The 16,744-nt window shown below is 65.8% G+C and carries 12 protein-coding genes; 8 read left to right on the top strand and 4 right to left on the bottom strand.

Annotated features, from left to right (window positions below; all coding sequences use genetic code 11):
• Positions 1-2: 2 nt before the first annotated feature.
• The 4 genes from napA (at position 3) to ACVJ6E_RS08040 (ending at position 4,218) form a co-directional block, all read left to right on the top strand.
• A complete protein-coding gene (gene napA / locus ACVJ6E_RS08055) occupies positions 3-2,504 on the top strand; it encodes a periplasmic nitrate reductase subunit alpha (RefSeq protein WP_120267803.1) in 2,502 nt (833 codons plus the stop codon).
• Complete coding sequence (locus ACVJ6E_RS08050) at positions 2,477-2,962, top strand: nitrate reductase cytochrome c-type subunit (RefSeq protein WP_120267802.1); 486 nt, start codon at positions 2,477-2,479, stop codon at positions 2,960-2,962. Before napA ends, ACVJ6E_RS08050 begins: the two co-directional genes overlap by 28 nt.
• 3 nt (positions 2,963-2,965) lie before the next feature.
• On the top strand, positions 2,966-3,661 hold the full coding sequence (locus ACVJ6E_RS08045) for a cytochrome c3 family protein (protein WP_120267801.1): 696 nt from the start codon (positions 2,966-2,968) through the stop codon (positions 3,659-3,661).
• A 113-nt stretch (positions 3,662-3,774) separates the two neighbouring features.
• Positions 3,775-4,218: a hypothetical protein gene (locus ACVJ6E_RS08040; RefSeq protein ID WP_120267800.1), complete on the top strand. Its 444-nt coding sequence runs from the start codon at positions 3,775-3,777 to the stop codon at positions 4,216-4,218.
• A 25-nt stretch (positions 4,219-4,243) separates the two neighbouring features.
• Here the strand turns inward: ACVJ6E_RS08040 and ACVJ6E_RS08035 are convergent, their stop codons facing one another.
• Together ACVJ6E_RS08035 and ACVJ6E_RS08030 are read right to left on the bottom strand one after the other, a co-directional pair.
• Positions 4,244-5,197: a D-alanyl-D-alanine carboxypeptidase family protein gene (locus ACVJ6E_RS08035; protein ID WP_491676420.1), complete on the bottom strand. Its 954-nt coding sequence runs from the start codon at positions 5,195-5,197 to the stop codon at positions 4,244-4,246.
• A 100-nt stretch (positions 5,198-5,297) separates the two neighbouring features.
• Positions 5,298-6,905, bottom strand: coding sequence for an EAL domain-containing protein (locus ACVJ6E_RS08030; protein WP_208996633.1), 1,608 nt, complete (start codon positions 6,903-6,905; stop codon positions 5,298-5,300).
• A gap of 147 nt (positions 6,906-7,052) precedes the next feature.
• On the opposite strand from ACVJ6E_RS08030, the gene ACVJ6E_RS08025 reads away from it, so the two are divergent.
• From ACVJ6E_RS08025 to ACVJ6E_RS08015, 3 genes are all read left to right on the top strand, one after another.
• Positions 7,053-7,958 carry a sugar kinase gene (locus ACVJ6E_RS08025; RefSeq protein ID WP_120267798.1) on the top strand — a complete coding sequence of 302 codons (906 nt, stop codon included), beginning with the start codon at positions 7,053-7,055 and terminating at the stop codon, positions 7,956-7,958.
• A 124-nt stretch (positions 7,959-8,082) separates the two neighbouring features.
• Complete coding sequence (locus tag ACVJ6E_RS08020) at positions 8,083-9,273, top strand: aq_1923 C-terminal domain (protein WP_120267797.1); 1,191 nt, start codon at positions 8,083-8,085, stop codon at positions 9,271-9,273.
• A 144-nt stretch (positions 9,274-9,417) separates the two neighbouring features.
• Complete coding sequence (locus ACVJ6E_RS08015; protein ID WP_147421823.1) at positions 9,418-11,463, top strand: aq_1923 C-terminal domain; 2,046 nt, start codon at positions 9,418-9,420, stop codon at positions 11,461-11,463.
• Positions 11,464-11,574: 111 nt separating this feature from the next.
• On the opposite strand, the gene ACVJ6E_RS08010 is transcribed toward ACVJ6E_RS08015, so the two are convergent.
• Together ACVJ6E_RS08010 and aspS are read right to left on the bottom strand one after the other, a co-directional pair.
• Positions 11,575-13,359 carry an ABC transporter ATP-binding protein gene (locus ACVJ6E_RS08010; protein WP_120267795.1) on the bottom strand — a complete coding sequence of 595 codons (1,785 nt, stop codon included), beginning with the start codon at positions 13,357-13,359 and terminating at the stop codon, positions 11,575-11,577.
• Positions 13,360-13,393: 34 nt separating this feature from the next.
• Complete coding sequence (gene aspS / locus ACVJ6E_RS08005) at positions 13,394-15,178, bottom strand: aspartate--tRNA ligase (RefSeq protein ID WP_120268350.1); 1,785 nt, start codon at positions 15,176-15,178, stop codon at positions 13,394-13,396.
• Between the two features lie 221 nt (positions 15,179-15,399).
• Here aspS and rnd point away from each other — a divergent pair, with 221 nt between their 5' ends.
• Positions 15,400-16,647 carry a ribonuclease D gene (gene rnd / locus ACVJ6E_RS08000; RefSeq protein ID WP_120267794.1) on the top strand — a complete coding sequence of 416 codons (1,248 nt, stop codon included), beginning with the start codon at positions 15,400-15,402 and terminating at the stop codon, positions 16,645-16,647.
• The last annotated feature ends 97 nt before the right edge of the window (positions 16,648-16,744 follow it).

The following is a 16,744-nucleotide window of genomic DNA, read 5'->3' as shown; positions in this document are numbered from 1 at the left end:
CGATGGAGCTTGAGCTCTCCAGACGCGACATGATCAAGGCGCAGGCCGCTGCCGTCGCGGCGGCAGCCGCCGGCATCGCCCTGCCCGCCGCCGCCCAGCCGGTCCCCGGCGGCATCGGCACACTCGACATCAAGTGGTCGAAGGCGCCCTGCCGTTTCTGCGGCACCGGCTGCGGCGTCATGGTCGGCGTGAAGGAAGGACAGGTCGTCGCCACCCATGGCGACATGCAGGCGGAGGTCAATCGCGGCCTCAACTGCATCAAGGGCTACTTCCTGTCGAAGATCATGTATGGCGAGGACCGCCTGACCACGCCCCTGATGCGCAAGCGCGGCGGCAGCTATCACAAGGACGGCGAATTCGAGCCGGTGTCCTGGGACGAGGCCTTCGACCTGATGGCGAAGAAGGCCAAGGAAACGCTGGCGGCCAAGGGCCCGACCGCGCTCGGCATGTTCGGCTCCGGCCAGTGGACGATCTTCGAGGGCTACGCCGCCACCAAGCTGATGCGGGCGGGCTTCCGCTCCAACAACCTCGATCCCAACGCCCGCCACTGCATGGCCTCCGCCGCCACCGCCTTCATGCGCGCCTTCGGCATGGACGAGCCGATGGGCTGCTACGACGATTTCGAGCATGCCGACGCCTTCGTGCTGTGGGGCTCGAACATGGCGGAGATGCACCCGATCCTGTGGACCCGGCTCGCCGACCGGCGGCTCGGCCACGAGCATGTCCGCGTCGCGGTGCTGTCGACCTTCACCCATCGCAGCATGGATCTTGCCGACATCCCGGTCGTGTTCAAGCCGGGCACCGATCTGGCGATCCTCAACTACATCGCCAACCACATCATCGAGACCGGCCGCGTGAACGAGGACTTCGTGCGCGACCATGCGGTGTTCATGACCGGCCAGACCGATATCGGCTACGGCCTGCGCCCGGACAACGAGCTGGAACTCAAGGCCACTGGAGCCGGCGATCCGGGCAAGATGGAGCCGGCCGACTTCGAGACCTTCCGCAAGCTGGTGTCGGAATACACGCTGGAGCGGGTGTCGGAACTGTCCGGCGTCGAGCCCGACTTCCTGCGCGAGCTCGCCGAGCTCTATGCCGACCCGGACCGCAAGGTCATGTCGCTGTGGACCATGGGCTTCAACCAGCATGTGCGCGGCGTGTGGGCCAACCACATGGTCTACAACCTGCATCTCCTGACCGGGAAGATCTCCGAGCCGGGCAACAGCCCGTTCTCGCTGACCGGCCAGCCCTCCGCCTGCGGCACGGCACGCGAGGTCGGCACCTTCGCCCACCGCCTGCCCGCCGACATGGTGGTGACCAACCCCGAGCACCGCAAGCATGCGGAGGAGATCTGGAAACTCCCCGAGGGCCTGCTGCCGGACAAGCCGGGCTACCATGCCGTCCTGCAGGACCGGATGCTGCGCGACGGCAAGCTCAACTGGTACTGGGTCCAGGTCAACAACAACGTCCAGGCCGCCCCCAACAGCAGCCAGGAGACCTATCCCGGCTATCGCAACCCGGACAATTTCATCGTCGTCTCCGATGCCTATCCGACGGTGACGGCGCTCGCCGCCGACGTCATCCTGCCGGCCGCCATGTGGGTGGAAAAGGAAGGCGCCTACGGCAATGCCGAGCGGCGCACCCATGTGTGGCACCAGCTGGTCACCGCCAAGGGCGAGGCCCGTTCGGACCTGTGGCAGCTCATGGAGTTCTCCAAGCGCTTCACCACGGACGAGGTGTGGCCCGCCGAGATGCTCGACGCCAACCCCGGCTATCGCGGCAAGACGTTGTTCGACGTGCTGTTTCGCAACGGCAATGTCGACCGCTTCCCCCTGTCGGAGATCCACCCCGATTACGAGAACCAGGAGGCGAAGGACTTCGGCTTCTACGTCCACAAGGGACTGTTCGAGGAATATGCCGAGTTCGGCCGCGGCCACGGCCACGACCTGGCGCCCTACGACCGCTACCACGAGGTGCGGGGCCTGCGCTGGCCGGTGGTCGACGGCGAGGAAACCCGCTGGCGCTACCGCGAGGGCTACGATCCGTACGTGAAGGCGGGCGAAGGCGTGCGCTTCTACGGCCGCAAGGATGGACGGGCGGTGATCCTCGCCGTGCCTTACGAGCCGCCGGCGGAAGTGCCGGACGAGGAGTTCGACCTGTGGCTGGTGACCGGGCGGGTGCTGGAGCACTGGCATTCCGGGTCCATGACCATGCGCGTGCCCGAGCTCTACAAGGCCTTCCCCGGCGCCCGCGTCTTCATGCACCCCGACGATGCCCGCGACCGCGGCCTGAACCAGGGCACCGAGGTGACGGTCACCTCCCGGCGCGGCGAGATCCGCTCGCGCATCGAGACGCGCGGGCGCAACCGCATGCCGCGCGGCGTGATCTTCGTGCCGTGGTTCGACGCCAGCCAGCTGATCAACAAGGTCACGCTCGACGCCACCGATCCCATCTCCAAGCAGACGGATTTCAAGAAATGCGCAGTCAAGGTCTCCACCGCGTAGCCGCGCCCGCGCTGCTTGCCGGCCTTCTCGTGTTCGCCGTCGGCCTTGCGCTGCCGGCCTTCTCCCAGGATGCCCCGCGCCTGCGCGGAGCGCCCCAGCCGATGGAAAACGCCGCAGCTCCCCCTGTCGCCAAATGGGTGACGGACGATGTCCGCAAGATGCGCGCCTATCCCGAGCAGCCGCCGGTCATTCCGCACTCGATCGAGGGCTACCAGCTCTCGGTCAACACCAATCGCTGCCTGTCCTGTCACAAGCGGGAATACACGCAAGGCTCCGGCGCGCCGATGATCAGCGTCACCCACTACATGGACCGCGAGGGCCAGATGCTCGCCGATGTGTCGCCCCGCCGCTACTTCTGCACCATGTGCCATGTGCCGCAGTCGGATGCCGCACCGCTGGTCTCCAACACGTTCCGCGACATGAGCGAGCTCGGCGCCAGGCCGGCCGGGAGCCAATAGGCCATGTGGAGCCGCGTAAAATCCCTCGCCCGCCAGGCCTGGGCCGTCTTCGCAAGGCCGAGCGTGCATTTCGGCCTGGGGTTCCTGACGCTCGGCGGCTTCATCGGCGGCGTCATCTTCTGGGGCGCGTTCAACACGGCGCTGGAGGTGACCAACACCGAGGCCTTCTGCATCAGCTGCCACGAGATGAAGGACAACGTCTATGAGGAGCTGACGCAGACGGTGCACTTCTCCAACCGCTCGGGCGTGCGCGCCTCCTGCCCCGACTGCCATGTGCCGCACAACTGGACGGACAAGATCGCCCGCAAGATGCAGGCCTCCAAGGAGGTCTGGGGCCACCTCTTCGGCACCATCAGCACGCGGCGCAAGTTCCTCGACCACCGGCTGGAACTGGCCAAGCACGAATGGGCGCGACTGAAGGCCAACGACAGCCTGGAGTGCCGCAACTGCCACTCCTCCGTCGCGATGGACTTCACCCGGCAGACCGACCGGGCGGCGGCGATCCACCAGCGCTATCTCGTCAGCGGCGAAGCCACCTGCATCGACTGCCACAAGGGAATCGCCCACCAGCTGCCGAACATGGAGAATGTCGAGCCCGGCTGGCGCATGCCGCCGGAGCTAACCAGTTCCGATGGCGGCGACCCAGCGGCCCTGCAGCATCTCTCGGGATACCTGTCCCAGGTTACTGATCGCCGGTAACTTTCATCACAAGCAGTGTGAACGGACCGTCACAATCGCGAAATTCCATGCTAGTCTTGCGCTGTTTGGTCCGGACGGGAAGATTGGTCCGGACCATTCCGGGGAGCGAGACCATGGACGCATCGGACAAGGTCGCGGGCACGGAATTCGTGCGGCTGGCGAAGCGAATGACGGCCAATCTGGCCATGCTTGGGGTGTTGCTCGTCGCAGAGCCCGCCGCCGCCGACGACCTTATGCCCGGAGAGCATATTGGCGCGAACATCAACGAGATCTCCAACACCCTGTCCGAGCACGGCTACATCACCCTGCGCTACGTCCACAAGAACGGCAGGATCGAGATCGTCGCGCGCAAGGATGGCGATGACGTCTTCCTGATGATCGACGCGGAAACCGGAATTTTGCAGACAGCCGTTCACAAGGACGGCGAACCGCTGCTTCACCACCCGCCGGCCGCAGTACCGCCTCCCAAGGAGGAGGAGGAACCTCAGCGTCCCGCCGGAAGAGCCCAGCACGGGGACCGTCTGTCCGCCTTGCTCGTGGCTGTGTCCGCGAGCTGATCGCCGGACACTCCGGCCAGCTGCCTCACAGATACTGTTCGATCAGCTCGGTGACCTGCCGGTCGCGCGCGCCCTCGCTCTCGCCGCCGAAGACGACGGCGATGACGCTGCGGCCTCCCCGATGCGCCGAAGCCGCCAGGTTGTAGCCGGAATCGCGGATATAGCCGGTCTTGATCCCATCGACGCCCGCAACGCGGCCAAGCAGGTTGTTGGTCGCCTGATAGGTGCGCCCCTCGTAGGTGAAGCTGCGCGCCGTGAAGGCGCTGGCGCGCGACGCATGCCGGCTCTTCAGCGCCCGCGACAGGATCGCCATGTCCCGGGCGGTCGTGACCTGCTGCGGATCGGGAAGGCCCGAGGCATTGACGAAACGGGTGTTCCGCATGCCAAGGCTCCGCGCCTTGGCGGTCATCTGCGCCGCAAAGGCCGCCTCGGATCCGCCGAGGTTTTCCGCAACCGCGATGGCGACGTCGTTGGCGGACTTCACGGCCAGCGCCTGGATCGCCTGCGACACGGTCAGCCGGCCACCCGCCTTCAGCCCGATGCGCGCCGGCGGCTGGCTTGCCGCCTTGGCCGAAATGATAAGCGGAGTGTCGACGTTCACCCGCCCTTCCGACAGCGCATCGAACAACAGATAGAGCGTCATCATCTTGGTGAGGGAGGCCGGGTAGCGCAGCGCGTCCGCATCCTCCTCATGCAGCACGGCACCGGTGGCCGCATCGACGACGATGGCCGCATGGGCCCGCCGCTGGGCGTTGCCCTGCGGCGCAAGCGCCAGCTCGGATCCCGGCATCGCGCCGACGGGCGCGGGCAAGGCGGGAAGCGCGGCAACCTGGACGGCGGCGGCCTGCGACCGCGAGGCCTGCTGAGACGTGGAGGCCGCGGTCTGGCATCCAGCCAGCGCCAGGGAAACGGCGATGGCGAGGACGGCGCGGCGCCAGCGAGGCGCGACAGAAACTGTCGCCGTGGTCAGAGCGTGCAAAGGTCCGGCTCCAGATGAGAAGGCTGATCGGCGCGCACCTTATCGGATCGCAGTCGCGCGCAAAAGGTCCCGGCGCATGCACGCCGCGCGCATCCGCTCCTCAGGCGACGAGAGCCTGGCCCATTCCTTCGGGCAGCGCGGACGCCCGCCCGCCGGACAGCGCCTGCGCCAGCTCGATGAACAGCTTGGCGGGCAAGGGCGGCGCGAAGATGTAGCCCTGGGCCGCCGACACGCCGAGTTCGCGCAGCCGCTCGATCTGTTCCATCGTCTCGACGCCCTCGGCAATGATGCCCATGCCCAGATTGTCGGCGAGCTCGACCATCGTATCGACGATGGTCGTCGAATTGTCGTCGGTCCCCAGGCTGTCGATAAACATCTTGTCGATCTTGATGATGTCGATGCCCAGCTTCTGGAGATAGGCGAAACCGCCATGGCCGGTGCCCACATCGTCCAGCGCCACGCGCACGCCGATCGCCTGCATCTCGGCGATGATCTTGCGGGCGGTGTCCATGTTGGACAACGGCTGTCGCTCGGTCACCTCCATCACGATCTGCTGGAAGGCGATCTTGGACCCCCCGTAGATCTCGGTGATGTCCTCGATGATCTGCCTGTCCTCGAAATGCCCGGCGAACAGGTTGATCGACAGCTTGCATTCCGGGTTCTGGAAATAGAGGTCGCCCACCTCGTCGCGGGTCTTGCGCATCACCTGCCGGGTCATCTCGAAGATGTGCCCCGAGGTTTCGGCAAAGGTCATGAAGGCGCCGGGCGAAATCACCGAACCGTCCGGTCGCTGCCAGCGCATCAGGACCTCGCAGCCGCGCAGGCGACCGGTCTCGATGTCCATGACGGGCTGATAATAGGGAATGAACTCCCCGCGCCGGATCGCCTGGACGAACTCGTCCTCCGCCTCGCTTTCGGGGCGCCAAGAGAACCAGACGCTGACGGCGACGAAGAGAATGGCGAAGCCGACACAGGCGATGGCCGCCACGACCTGCAGGTCGCGCACCAGATTGTCGGCGGCGGAGGCCGGCGCGGAGACGGTCGCAAGCATCGGATACTTCTCCGACGCCACTTCGACCACCAACTCGCTCTCGCCTTCACGGGCGTTGATGTTGCTGTATTCGCCCGAGCGCAGCCAGGTCACGCCGTCGCCGAGGCGCAGCTCCACATGCCGATAGGCGCGCAGGTATTCCGGTCCCGGATCGATGGCGATGGCGACCGGAGAAATCTCCGCCAGCAGGCGGTTTCCTGTGCCGATGCGCCAGCTGACCAGCGCGACCCGCGTGCCCTCGTAGACGCGATCGCGCATGCCGATGCCCACGAGAGGCGAATCCGCCTGCAGCACCGGCAGCACCTGCCGCCCCTGCCCCGACTGGTCGGGAACGTTGCAGATCATCACGCCATCGGAATTGACCACCCCGATCATCTGCACGAACGGAGCGTGGATCAGGCCGGAGTGGAAGGCCTGGCGGTCGGCGCCGGAACAGGTCACATGACCGTTCTGATGCAGGGTCTGAAGCACCGACACCGCGTCGCCGATCGCCTTTTCCGCCCGCAGGACATAGCGCTCGGCGATCGCCTTCATCTCGGTCCGGGCCTGTGTTACGGCGTAGTTCGCGAGGATGTAATTGGCCGCAATCAGGGGGGCGATCGCCAGACCGAGGGCAATCACCAGTGTCTTCAGGAAACGGGTATAACGATGCGGCACGCGAGGATCCGGCATTGAACAGCCGGACCAGTATCGGTTCCTTTGGTAAATGACCCCTGAAGGCGCCCTTCGAAAAGGCGAAAAATTCCGCAGGGGCCGAGACTTGAGAACACGAGACGAACCCGCCAGCAAGGAGCGCGCAGAAGCATGCAGGCCCTATTCATCGGTCAGGCCTATATCGACATCACCTTCCTCACCGACGCACTGCCGACGGGCGACGACAAGACGATCGCGCGCGACTACGCGGTGAGTTTCGGCGGCAATGCGGTCACTGCCGGCTTCGCCTGCGCAAGGCTGGGAATCGCGCCGGACATCCTGTGCTCGCAAGCCGACGACTGGCTCGCCCGCATGTTCCTGGACATGGCCGCCAAGTACGGCATCTCGATCCACGGGCGAAAGGTGCGGGAATCCTCCCTCTCCTTCATCATGCCCAAGGACGGCAAGCGCGCCATCGTCCGCTGCCGCGACAACGATTTCCTCCATCCCTTCCCCGAGCTCAACCTTACCGGCTGCAGGGCGCTGCACCTCGACGGCCACATGCCGGAGGCCGCTCTCCACTACGCAAAGGCCGCTCGCGCGGCCGGCATCCTGACCTCGCTTGACGGCGGCGCCGTGCGCGAGAACACGGACGAGCTGCTGCGTCACATCGACGTCGCAGTCGTCTCTGCAAGGTTCTGCGAACAGCTCGGCCTTGGCGTGGAGGAAACCCTCGACTACCTGCGCGAGCGCGGCTGCCCGGTCGCCGGCGTGACCGTCGGCGAGGACGGCATGTTCTGGTACGAGGACCGCGGCCCGACGCGCCGGCTGCCCGCGCTGGACGTACCCAAGGCGCGGATCGTCGACACGAACGGCGCCGGCGACGTGTTCCACGGCGCCTATGTCTATTCGTGGATGCGGGACGGGACCGCCGGATGGGAGCAGCATTTCCGCTTCGCCCGGGCCGCCTCCGCCCACGCGATCCAGCATCTGGGAAACGAGGAGAGTCTCCCCACCCTCGCCGATGTCGAGGCGGCCATGAGCGAATGGGCGGAAAAGCAGCCTGCCCGTGGTTGATCGTCCGGGTGAGAAATCACTCTGAACAATCTGTGCGCGTGCCTTGTTCTCGCGCCGCATTTGGAGCATCGTAGCGGTCCGCAGGCAGGGAGCGGACACCCAAACAACAGTCGGAGACGTCTGAATGACTAATCTTGCCCTTCGCCGTGCACGCGCCATCGCGCTCGCCTGCCCGCTCCTGATTGCCACACCGGCGCTTGCGTTCGACGCATCCGGCAACGAGGTGGCGGACACGTTCTTCGAGATCTTCGAGGCCGGCAAGGCGACCGTGACCGGCTACGACAGCGTCGAGGAGAACGGCGACACGGTAACGATCACCGGCCTGCGCGCTGCCATCGACGACAGCGATCGCAAGACCGAAATGACCATTGCCACGATGTCTTTCGAGGAAGGCGAAGTCGCCTCCGACGGCGGGCTGACCGCCAGCAACATGTCGATGAACGGCGTGGCCATCAAGAATCGGGAAAACGGTGAGGACGTCAGCATCACTGTCGCCCTGATCGATATCGACGATCCGGTCCTGCCCTCCGCGGCCACGGTGAAGGCAAAGGCCAGTACCGACGCGGTGGCGCCGTCCTACTCGCGCGCCGAGATCACCGGCATCGTCATCGACAGCGGAGACGAGGGCAAGATCCCGGTCGCCAGCGTGGTCGCCGAGATCGAGGAAATGGACGGCGAGTTGCCGACCGCCGGCTCGCTCACCGTCGAGGGCGTCGAGATTTCGGCCGAGAGCCTCGATGCGGACGAGCGCAAGACCTTGACCGATCTGGGCTACGAAAAGGTCGTGCTCGGCCTGTCGCTCGAAGCGGATTGGGATCCGGACACCGGCGCGTTGGACATCTCCGACCTGACGATTTCCGCCAACGAAGCCGCGACGCTGAACGCCTCGCTGAAGCTCAACGGCATGACCCGGGAGGTCTTCGCCAAGCTCGAGGCCGCGCAGGGCAAGCCGGAAGAAGCGATGGGCATCATGCAGGGCCTGCAGATGGTCGGTCTGAGCCTGCGGCTCGACAACGAATCGCTGGTCGACCGCCTGCTCGATGCGCAGGCCAAGGAGTCCGGGGCCACCCGCGAGCAGTTCGTCGGCCAGCTGAGCGCCGCGCTGCCGATGCTGCTTTCCGCAATCGGCAACCCCGACTTCCAGAAGAGCGTCTCGGGAGCGGCCACCACCTTCCTGAACGATCCGCAGTCGATCTCTGCGACCGCGGCTCCGGCTGCACCGGTTCCCTTTGCCCAGTTGCTGGGGACCGCGATGATGGCCCCGCAGACCTTGCCGACGATCCTCGGCGTGACGGTCACGGCCAATCAGGACTGATCTCGACGTCGGGCGGCCCGGGGGGCACCGCCCACGACATCGACGAACCGTCGGAACGGCGCAGCGCGGCTGCGCCCGTTTCGGCACGAACGCCCGCGCCTCGATGCGTGCCCGATTTCCATACACGATTACGGACAACGGATGATGCCCAGAAGCTCCCGATATACCACCACGGCAGGCGCCCTCCTCGTCACACTCGCCCTTGCCAATCCAGCAACCGCGAACCCCGCGCTTGATGCCGCCGATGCCTTCCTCAAGTGGGCGAAGGACCACGGCGCAACCATCGCCGAATACGGCAGCGTCACCGAGACCGGCACCGGCGATGCCATCGTGCGCGACGCCAAGTTCGGCTGGGACCTTGCCTTCAGCTTCGCCGGCGCTGACGTCGATCTCGACATCCGCATCAACAGCCCCGAGACCCGCCTGATCGGCGTCACCAAGACCGACAAGGGCTACCATCTCGAGCGCTACGAACAGCCCGGAGCACACGAGTTCGCGTTTTCCGGCGGCGTGACCGAGGACGGCACCCGCAACGCCTTCGACATCACCGTCGTTCAGTACGACCTCGTCGCGGAGGACTATCTGCAGGTGCCGTTCGTTGCGCCGGAGGATCCCGAACGTCCGGTTTCCCGCTTCCTGCCCGCCATTGTCGCAGGCCTCGACACCAAGCTTGGCAAGATGTCGGTCCGCCGCATGGAATCGACCTCGAAGATGCCCGACGGCACGTCGGGCAAGCAGTCCTACGAGGGAATGACCATCACCGGCTTCGCCAATGGTCGGATCGAGGAACAGCGGATCGAAAAGACCGTCTCGGAGACCACCATCAAGACGGAGCCCGACGCAACGGCCGAAACGATCGCAATGCGCGAGGAGACCGGCCCGCAGGTTGTCACCGGCACCGACGTCAAGCCGCTCCTACGTGTGTTCGGCGTGCTTCCTGCCGACCGGCTGACCGGCGACGAGATCATCGCCAGCGCCTCCGTCGACGGCATGAACTTCTCGTTCGCCGAAGGGTCCGCGGCCATCAACAGCCTGACGATGACGGGCCTGCGCGCCGATCCGCAGGCCCCGGCCTTCGACGTCGCCTCCATCGGCGACCTGGCAGTCCTCGGCAAGCTGCCGGAGGACGAGGCCTCCCTGACTGACTTGGGAGGTCAGGCGGCCGATGCGCTGGGAGCCATCTCGCTTGACAGCTTCGACCTTTCCGCACTGGCCATCACCTCGCCGGTCATCAACGGCGCCATCGGCAACATCCAGGCCAAGGACGCCTCCTACCGCGGCTTCAGCGACTTCTCCATGAGCGACCTGTCGATCACGGCGGAGGAGAACAACACGGCCGTTGACGCGAAGCTGTTCCGCATGAGCGAGCTGCGGTTGGCCTCGCTGTCGCGCTACCTCGACTTCTTCGTCGCCTCAAGCAACGGCGATCCGTCGCTTCCGGCAATCCTGTCGGTGGTTCCCACGCTCGGACTGCTGGAGTTGGAAGGGATCAAGGTCGCGTCCGACGACCTGCCCGCTCCCGTCTCCATCGACAGCTATCGCCTCACCATGAGCGACTTCATCAACCCGATCCCGACCCGGATCGAGGCCGTGACGAAGAACGCGTCCTTCCCCATCTCGCTGATCGAGGAAGATGATGCACGCGCCCTGTTTGAGGAGCTGGGTCTCGATGTCGTCAAATATTCGGACGAGACACGGATGAGCTGGGATGCCGACACCCAGACGCTCAGCATCGATCCCCTTGCCTTCACCATCGAGGGCGGCGGATCCATGGACCTGAGACTGGAGATCGGCGGCGTGCCGCGCGTGGTGTTCGAGAACCCCGAGCAGGCGCAGATGGTCTTGGCCACCGCCACGGTGAACAAGGCGAGCCTGACGGTGCGCGATGCCCGCCTCATCTCCGCTTTCATCAACCAGCAGGCGAAGCCCGCCGGCCTGTCTCCGGAAACGCTGGCACTCGGCCTTGCCGACCAGGCGGCGAACGAACTCGGCCCGCTCAAGGACACGCCCTTCGGCCAGAGCCTGCATGGCGCGCTGAAGAGCTTCCTGGTGTCGCCGGATGAGCTGGTGATCACCATCGAGCCCGAGACGCCGGTCCCCGCGATGCAGATCATGGGCGTTCTGGCCACCGCGCCGGACACCCTGCCGCAACTGCTCAACGCAACCGTGGCAGCGAACCCCGGTCGCTGACCGGATCGACCCGGCCGCAAAAAGAACCCCCGCCGCAGGGCCCTGCGGCGGGGTTTTTCATGTCCAGTGAAAGGAGATCGCTAAGCCCTCGGAGGCGTCCAAGGAAAGGGATCAGTCGCTCGACCCGCCCTCGGAGAACTGCAGGTCGCAAAGCCGCTTGTAGAGCCCCCCGCGGGCGAAGAGCTCCCGGTGGGTGCCGCTCTCGATGGCGCGGCCGCGATCCATCACGACGATCTGGTTCGCCTCACGCACGGTTGCAAGGCGATGGGCGATGACGAGCGTGGTGCGGCCCTTCATCAGCCGCGACAGGGCTTCCTGGATCTTGGCCTCGCTCTCGGAATCGAGCGCGGAGGTCGCCTCGTCGAGCAACAGGATCGGCGCGTCGCGCAGAATGGCACGGGCGATTGCCACGCGCTGGCGCTGGCCGCCGGACAGCCGGCCGCCGCCCTCGCCCACCCTCGTGTCGTAGCCCTGGTCCAGGGCGAGGATGAACTCCTCCGCATTGGCCTCGCGCGCTGCCTGACGAACGGCCTCTTCGCTCGCGCCGGGGCGCCCGAGCAAGATGTTGTCGCGCACGCTGAGATCGAACAGGAACGTGTCCTGGGAGACCAGCGCGATCTTCGCCCGCAAGGCGGCAAGACCCACCTCACGGATGTCCGTACCGTCGATCAGCACCCGCCCGGCATCCGGGTCATAGAAGCGCTCGAGCAGCGAGAAGACGGTGGACTTTCCCGCGCCCGAGGGGCCGACAAGCGCCGTCACCTCGCCGGGGCGGGCGTCGAGTGAAAGATGGTCGAGCGCCGGAGCCTCGCCATAGCGGAACACGACATCCTCGAGGGTGACGCGGCCCGCGCTCAGCGGCAAGGGCGCGCCGGGAACGAGATCGTGCTCGCCGGAGTCGCGGTCGAGCACCTCGTACATCAGCCGCACACCGACCAGATGGGCGGAAAGATTGACGTTGAGACGTGCAAGCCGCCGCGCCGGATCATAGGCCAGCAGCAGCGCCGCGATGAAGGACACGAAGGACCCCGGATCGCTGCCGAGCTCGATGACGGAGTAACCGCCATAGAGGATCACCAGGGCGATGGCGATGCCGCCGAGCGTCTCCATCACCGGTGAGGTGCGGGCCGAAAGGCGGGTGATCTTGTTCGCCTGCAGCTCGACATCGACCACCGCCCGGCCCATCTCGTCGCGCAGTCGCTCCTCGACCGCGAAGGCCTTGACGATGCGGATGCCGGAAATCGTCTCCTGGGAGATCGACAGGATGCGCGAGAGCGAAACGAACTGGGACTTCGCCACGCGCCGGACGCGGCGCACAAGCTTGCTCACCACGAATATCGCTGGCGGCGCGATGAACAGGGCGATGAGGCTCATCAACGGATCCTGCACCACCATGACGCCCACGAGCGCGATCACCGAGAGCAGGTCGCGGCCAAGCGCCGTGACGACGAGATCGAGGGCAGCACGCGCGGCATTCGCGTTGTGCGACAGGCGCGTGCCCAGGTCACCGATGCCCGAGCTTTCGAAGAAGGCGACGTCCTGTCGCGTGATGGCGTTGAACAGCCGCTTCTGGATCGACGCAACGATGGCGTTGCCGATGCGCCCCAGAATGACGAGCTGACCGTAGGCGGCCGCTCCCTTGATCAGGAACACCACGAACACGAAGGCGGCGATGGCGATCACCATCGCCCCGTCACGCGCTACGAAGATCTCGTTGATGATATCCTTGAGGATCCAGGCGCTTGCAGCCGTCGTGGCGGCGACAAGGCCCATGCACAGGAAGGCCAGCGCGTAAGGCAGCACAAAGGCCCGCGCATTCTCGCTGACCAGCCGGCGAATGAGCGCAGGCGCCCCGTCGGCATCGGCAAAGAGCCAGGCTTCCAGACGCTTGCGCAAGAGATGTCACTCCACCGCGGCGCGAGCCCGCGGATCAGCCCTTTTCGGGCAGGTTGAGCCGGATGTGCAGCTCGCGCAACTGCTTCGGATACACGTCGGACGGTGCTCCCATCAGCAGGTCCTGCGCCTGCTGGTTCATCGGGAACAGGCTGACGTCGCGCACGTTCTTCGCCCCGACCAGCAGCATGACGATGCGGTCGACGCCGGCGGCCATGCCGCCATGCGGCGGCGCGCCGTACTGGAACGCGCGGTAGAGGCCGCCGAAGCGCTCCTCCACGTCGCTCTTCGACAGGCCGACCTTCTCGAACGCCTTGACCATCAGCTCGGGCGACTGGTTACGGATCGAGCCGGAGGCGATCTCGTAGCCGTTGCAGACGAGGTCGTACTGGAACGCCTTGATATCCAGCGGGGCCATGTTCTCCAGCGCGTCCAGGCCGCCCTGCGGCATGGAGAACGGGTTGTGCGCGAACTCGACCTTCTTCTCTTCCTCGTCCCACTCGAAGAACGGGAAGTCGACGATCCAGGCCAGCGCGAAGCGGTCGCGGTCGACGAGGTCGAGCTCCTCGCCGACGCGGGTACGCGCCTTGCCGGCGAAGTCGGAGAACTTCTTCGGATCACCCGCCACGAAGAACGCGGCATCGCCCGCCTTCAGGCCGAGCTGCGTGCGGATCGCCTCGGTGCGCTCCTCGCCGATGTTCTTGGCGAGCGGGCCGGCGCCCTCCAGGGCCCCGCCCTCTTCGCGCCAGAAGATGTAGCCGAGGCCCGGCTGCCCCTCGCCCTGCGCCCAGGAGTTCATCCGGTCGCAGAAGGCACGGCTGCCGCCGGTCGGAGCCGGGATCGCCCACACGGCGTTCTTCGGGTCTTCTAGCAGGCGCGCAAAGATCTTGAAGCCCGAGCCGGCGAAGTGCGTGCCGACATCCTGCATCTCGATCGGGTTGCGCAGGTCCGGCTTGTCCGAACCGTACTTGGCGATCGCCTCCGCATACGGAATGCGCGGGAAGGTGCCGGTGACCGGCTTGCCCTTCGCGAACTCCTCGAAGATGCCGCGCATGATCGGCTCCATCGTGGAGAACACGTCCTCCTGCTCGACGAAGCTCATTTCCACGTCGAGCTGATAGAACTCGCCCGGCAGGCGATCGGCGCGCGGGTCCTCGTCGCGGAAGCACGGCGCGATCTGGAAATAGCGGTCGAAGCCGGAGACCATCAACAGCTGCTTGAACTGCTGCGGGGCCTGCGGCAGCGCGTAGAACTTGCCCGGATGCAGCCGCGAGGGCACCAGGAAGTCGCGCGCGCCTTCCGGCGAGGAGGCCGTCAGGATCGGTGTCTGGAACTCGGTGAAGCCCGCCGACCCCATGCGCTGGCGCATCGAACCGATGATGCGCGTGCGCGTCATGATGTTCTCGTGCAGCGTCTCGCGGCGCAGGTCGAGGAAGCGGTAGGTCAGGCGGATATCTTCGGGATAGTCCGGCTCGTTGAAGACCGGCAGCGGCAGCTCACGCGCCGCGCCAAGGACTTCCAGATCGCGGATGAAGATCTCGATCGCGCCAGTCGGCAGCGTCTCGTTGACCGTCTCGGGCGTGCGCATCTTCACGTTGCCGTCGATGCGGATGCACCATTCGGCGCGAACGGTCTCTGCGAGCTTGAAGGCGGGCGAATCGGGATCGACCACGCACTGGGTCATGCCGTAGTTGTCGCGCAGGTCGATGAAGAGCAGACCGCCGTGATCGCGCACGCGGTGCACCCAGCCCGACAGGCGCGCCGTGGCGCCGACATGGGTTTCGCGCAGTTCCCCGCACGTGTGACTGCGATAGCGATGCATGTGGTCCTCGATGGCCCGAAGTTTGAAAAAAGTGGCGGCACACAAGGCGAAGCCGGTGCCGGCCGGCGCGATTGCGCGCCCGTGCAAAAGCCATGGGATGACGACAAAGTCAAGGCGGCGGGCCGGCTTGCGCCCCCTGTTCGCCAATCGAACGGACAGGCGATAACAAGGCGGTTTCGTGGCGACAAGCGGGCAAGCATCCGCTATATCTCGCGATTACTATGCACATCATTTCAAGCACCAAAGAACTGGCCGACGTGTGTCGGCGCCTCGCGCAACACGATTTCGTCGCTGTCGACACAGAGTTCCTGCGCGAAACGACCTTCTGGCCGAAGCTCTGCGTCATCCAGATGGCGAGCGTCGAGGACGCTGTTATCGTCGATGCGCTGGCAGACGGGCTCGACCTCGCGCCATTTTTCGAGTTGATGCGCGACGAGAGCGTCGTGAAGGTGTTCCATGCCGCAAGGCAGGACATCGAGATCGTCTATCACCTCGGCGGGTTCATCCCGCACCCGGTGTTCGACACCCAGGTCGCGGCAATGGTCTGCGGCTTCGGCGATTCGATTTCTTACGACCAGTTGGTCCATCGCATCACTGCTGTGCGGATCGACAAGTCGTCTCGCTTCACCGACTGGTCCCGCCGGCCGCTGAGCGACAAGCAGCTCGACTATGCGCTGGCCGATGTGACGCACCTGCGTGACGTCTACCATTTCCTGAAGGCGAACCTCGCCGAACAGGGGCGCAGCCACTGGGTCGGCGACGAGATGGAGATTCTTACCTCCGAGAGCACCTATCGCACCGATCCGGAAAATGCGTGGAAGCGGCTGAAGCTGCGGGTGCGCAAGCCCATCGAGTTCGCGGTGCTGCAGGAGGTCGCCGCCTGGCGCGAGCGCGAGGCGCACGAGCGCGACGTTCCGCGCAACCGCATCCTCAAGGACGACGCGATCTACGAGATCGCCGCCCAGCAACCGACCAACACTCAAGCGCTCGCCGCCCTGCGCACCATTCCGCGCGGCTTCGAGCGCTCGCGTACCGCCGAGGAGATCCTGGGCGCGGTCAAGCGGGCGATGGCGATCCCCAAGGACAAGCTTCCCTCGGTGCCCAAGGGCCGCGCCGCGCCGGATGGGTCCGCGGCGGCCGTCGACCTTCTGAAGGTCCTGCTCAAGCTGGTCAGCGAAGCCAACGGCGTTGCCGCCAAGGTCATTGCGACCATGGAGGATCTCGAGAAGATCGCAGCCAGCGACGATGCCGATGTCGACGCGCTGAAGGGCTGGCGGATGGAGCTGTTCGGCGAGGCGGCCTTGAAGCTGAAGCGTGGCGAGATCGCCCTCGCCTTCAACGGCAAGCGGATCGTCTCAGTGGAGCAGAGCGAGCCGATTCTGGCCCCCAAGCCCGAGCCTTCCAAGCGCCGCCGCAACCGGCAGAAGTCGGAAGCCGATGCAGACGCGGACGCGGATGCCGCAGAGTAAGCCGGCAGCCGCACCGACGATCACGGATAAGCAAACGGGCAGGTTTTCCCTGCCCGTTTGCTTATCTATCGCTCGGTAACGAATGGCGGCAAGAGGC

This window comes from Stappia sp. G46H5W, from assembly GCF_058448995.1.
Note: the sequence above shows the minus strand (reverse complement) of the source record. Positions and strands in the feature narration are given on the sequence as shown.

Coding starts and splice junctions, on each gene's coding strand:
- ACVJ6E_RS08020 (WP_120267797.1), top strand. CDS start 8,083: ATGACTAATCTTGCCCTTCGCCGTGCACGCGCCATCGCGCTCGCCTGC.
- rnd (WP_120267794.1), top strand. CDS start 15,400: ATGCACATCATTTCAAGCACCAAAGAACTGGCCGACGTGTGTCGGCGC.
- ACVJ6E_RS08040 (WP_120267800.1), top strand. CDS start 3,775: ATGGACGCATCGGACAAGGTCGCGGGCACGGAATTCGTGCGGCTGGCG.
- ACVJ6E_RS08050 (WP_120267802.1), top strand. CDS start 2,477: ATGCGCAGTCAAGGTCTCCACCGCGTAGCCGCGCCCGCGCTGCTTGCC.
- ACVJ6E_RS08025 (WP_120267798.1), top strand. CDS start 7,053: ATGCAGGCCCTATTCATCGGTCAGGCCTATATCGACATCACCTTCCTC.
- napA (WP_120267803.1), top strand. CDS start 3: ATGGAGCTTGAGCTCTCCAGACGCGACATGATCAAGGCGCAGGCCGCT.
- ACVJ6E_RS08015 (WP_147421823.1), top strand. CDS start 9,418: ATGCCCAGAAGCTCCCGATATACCACCACGGCAGGCGCCCTCCTCGTC.
- ACVJ6E_RS08045 (WP_120267801.1), top strand. CDS start 2,966: ATGTGGAGCCGCGTAAAATCCCTCGCCCGCCAGGCCTGGGCCGTCTTC.
- aspS (WP_120268350.1), bottom strand. CDS start 15,178: ATGCATCGCTATCGCAGTCACACGTGCGGGGAACTGCGCGAAACCCAT.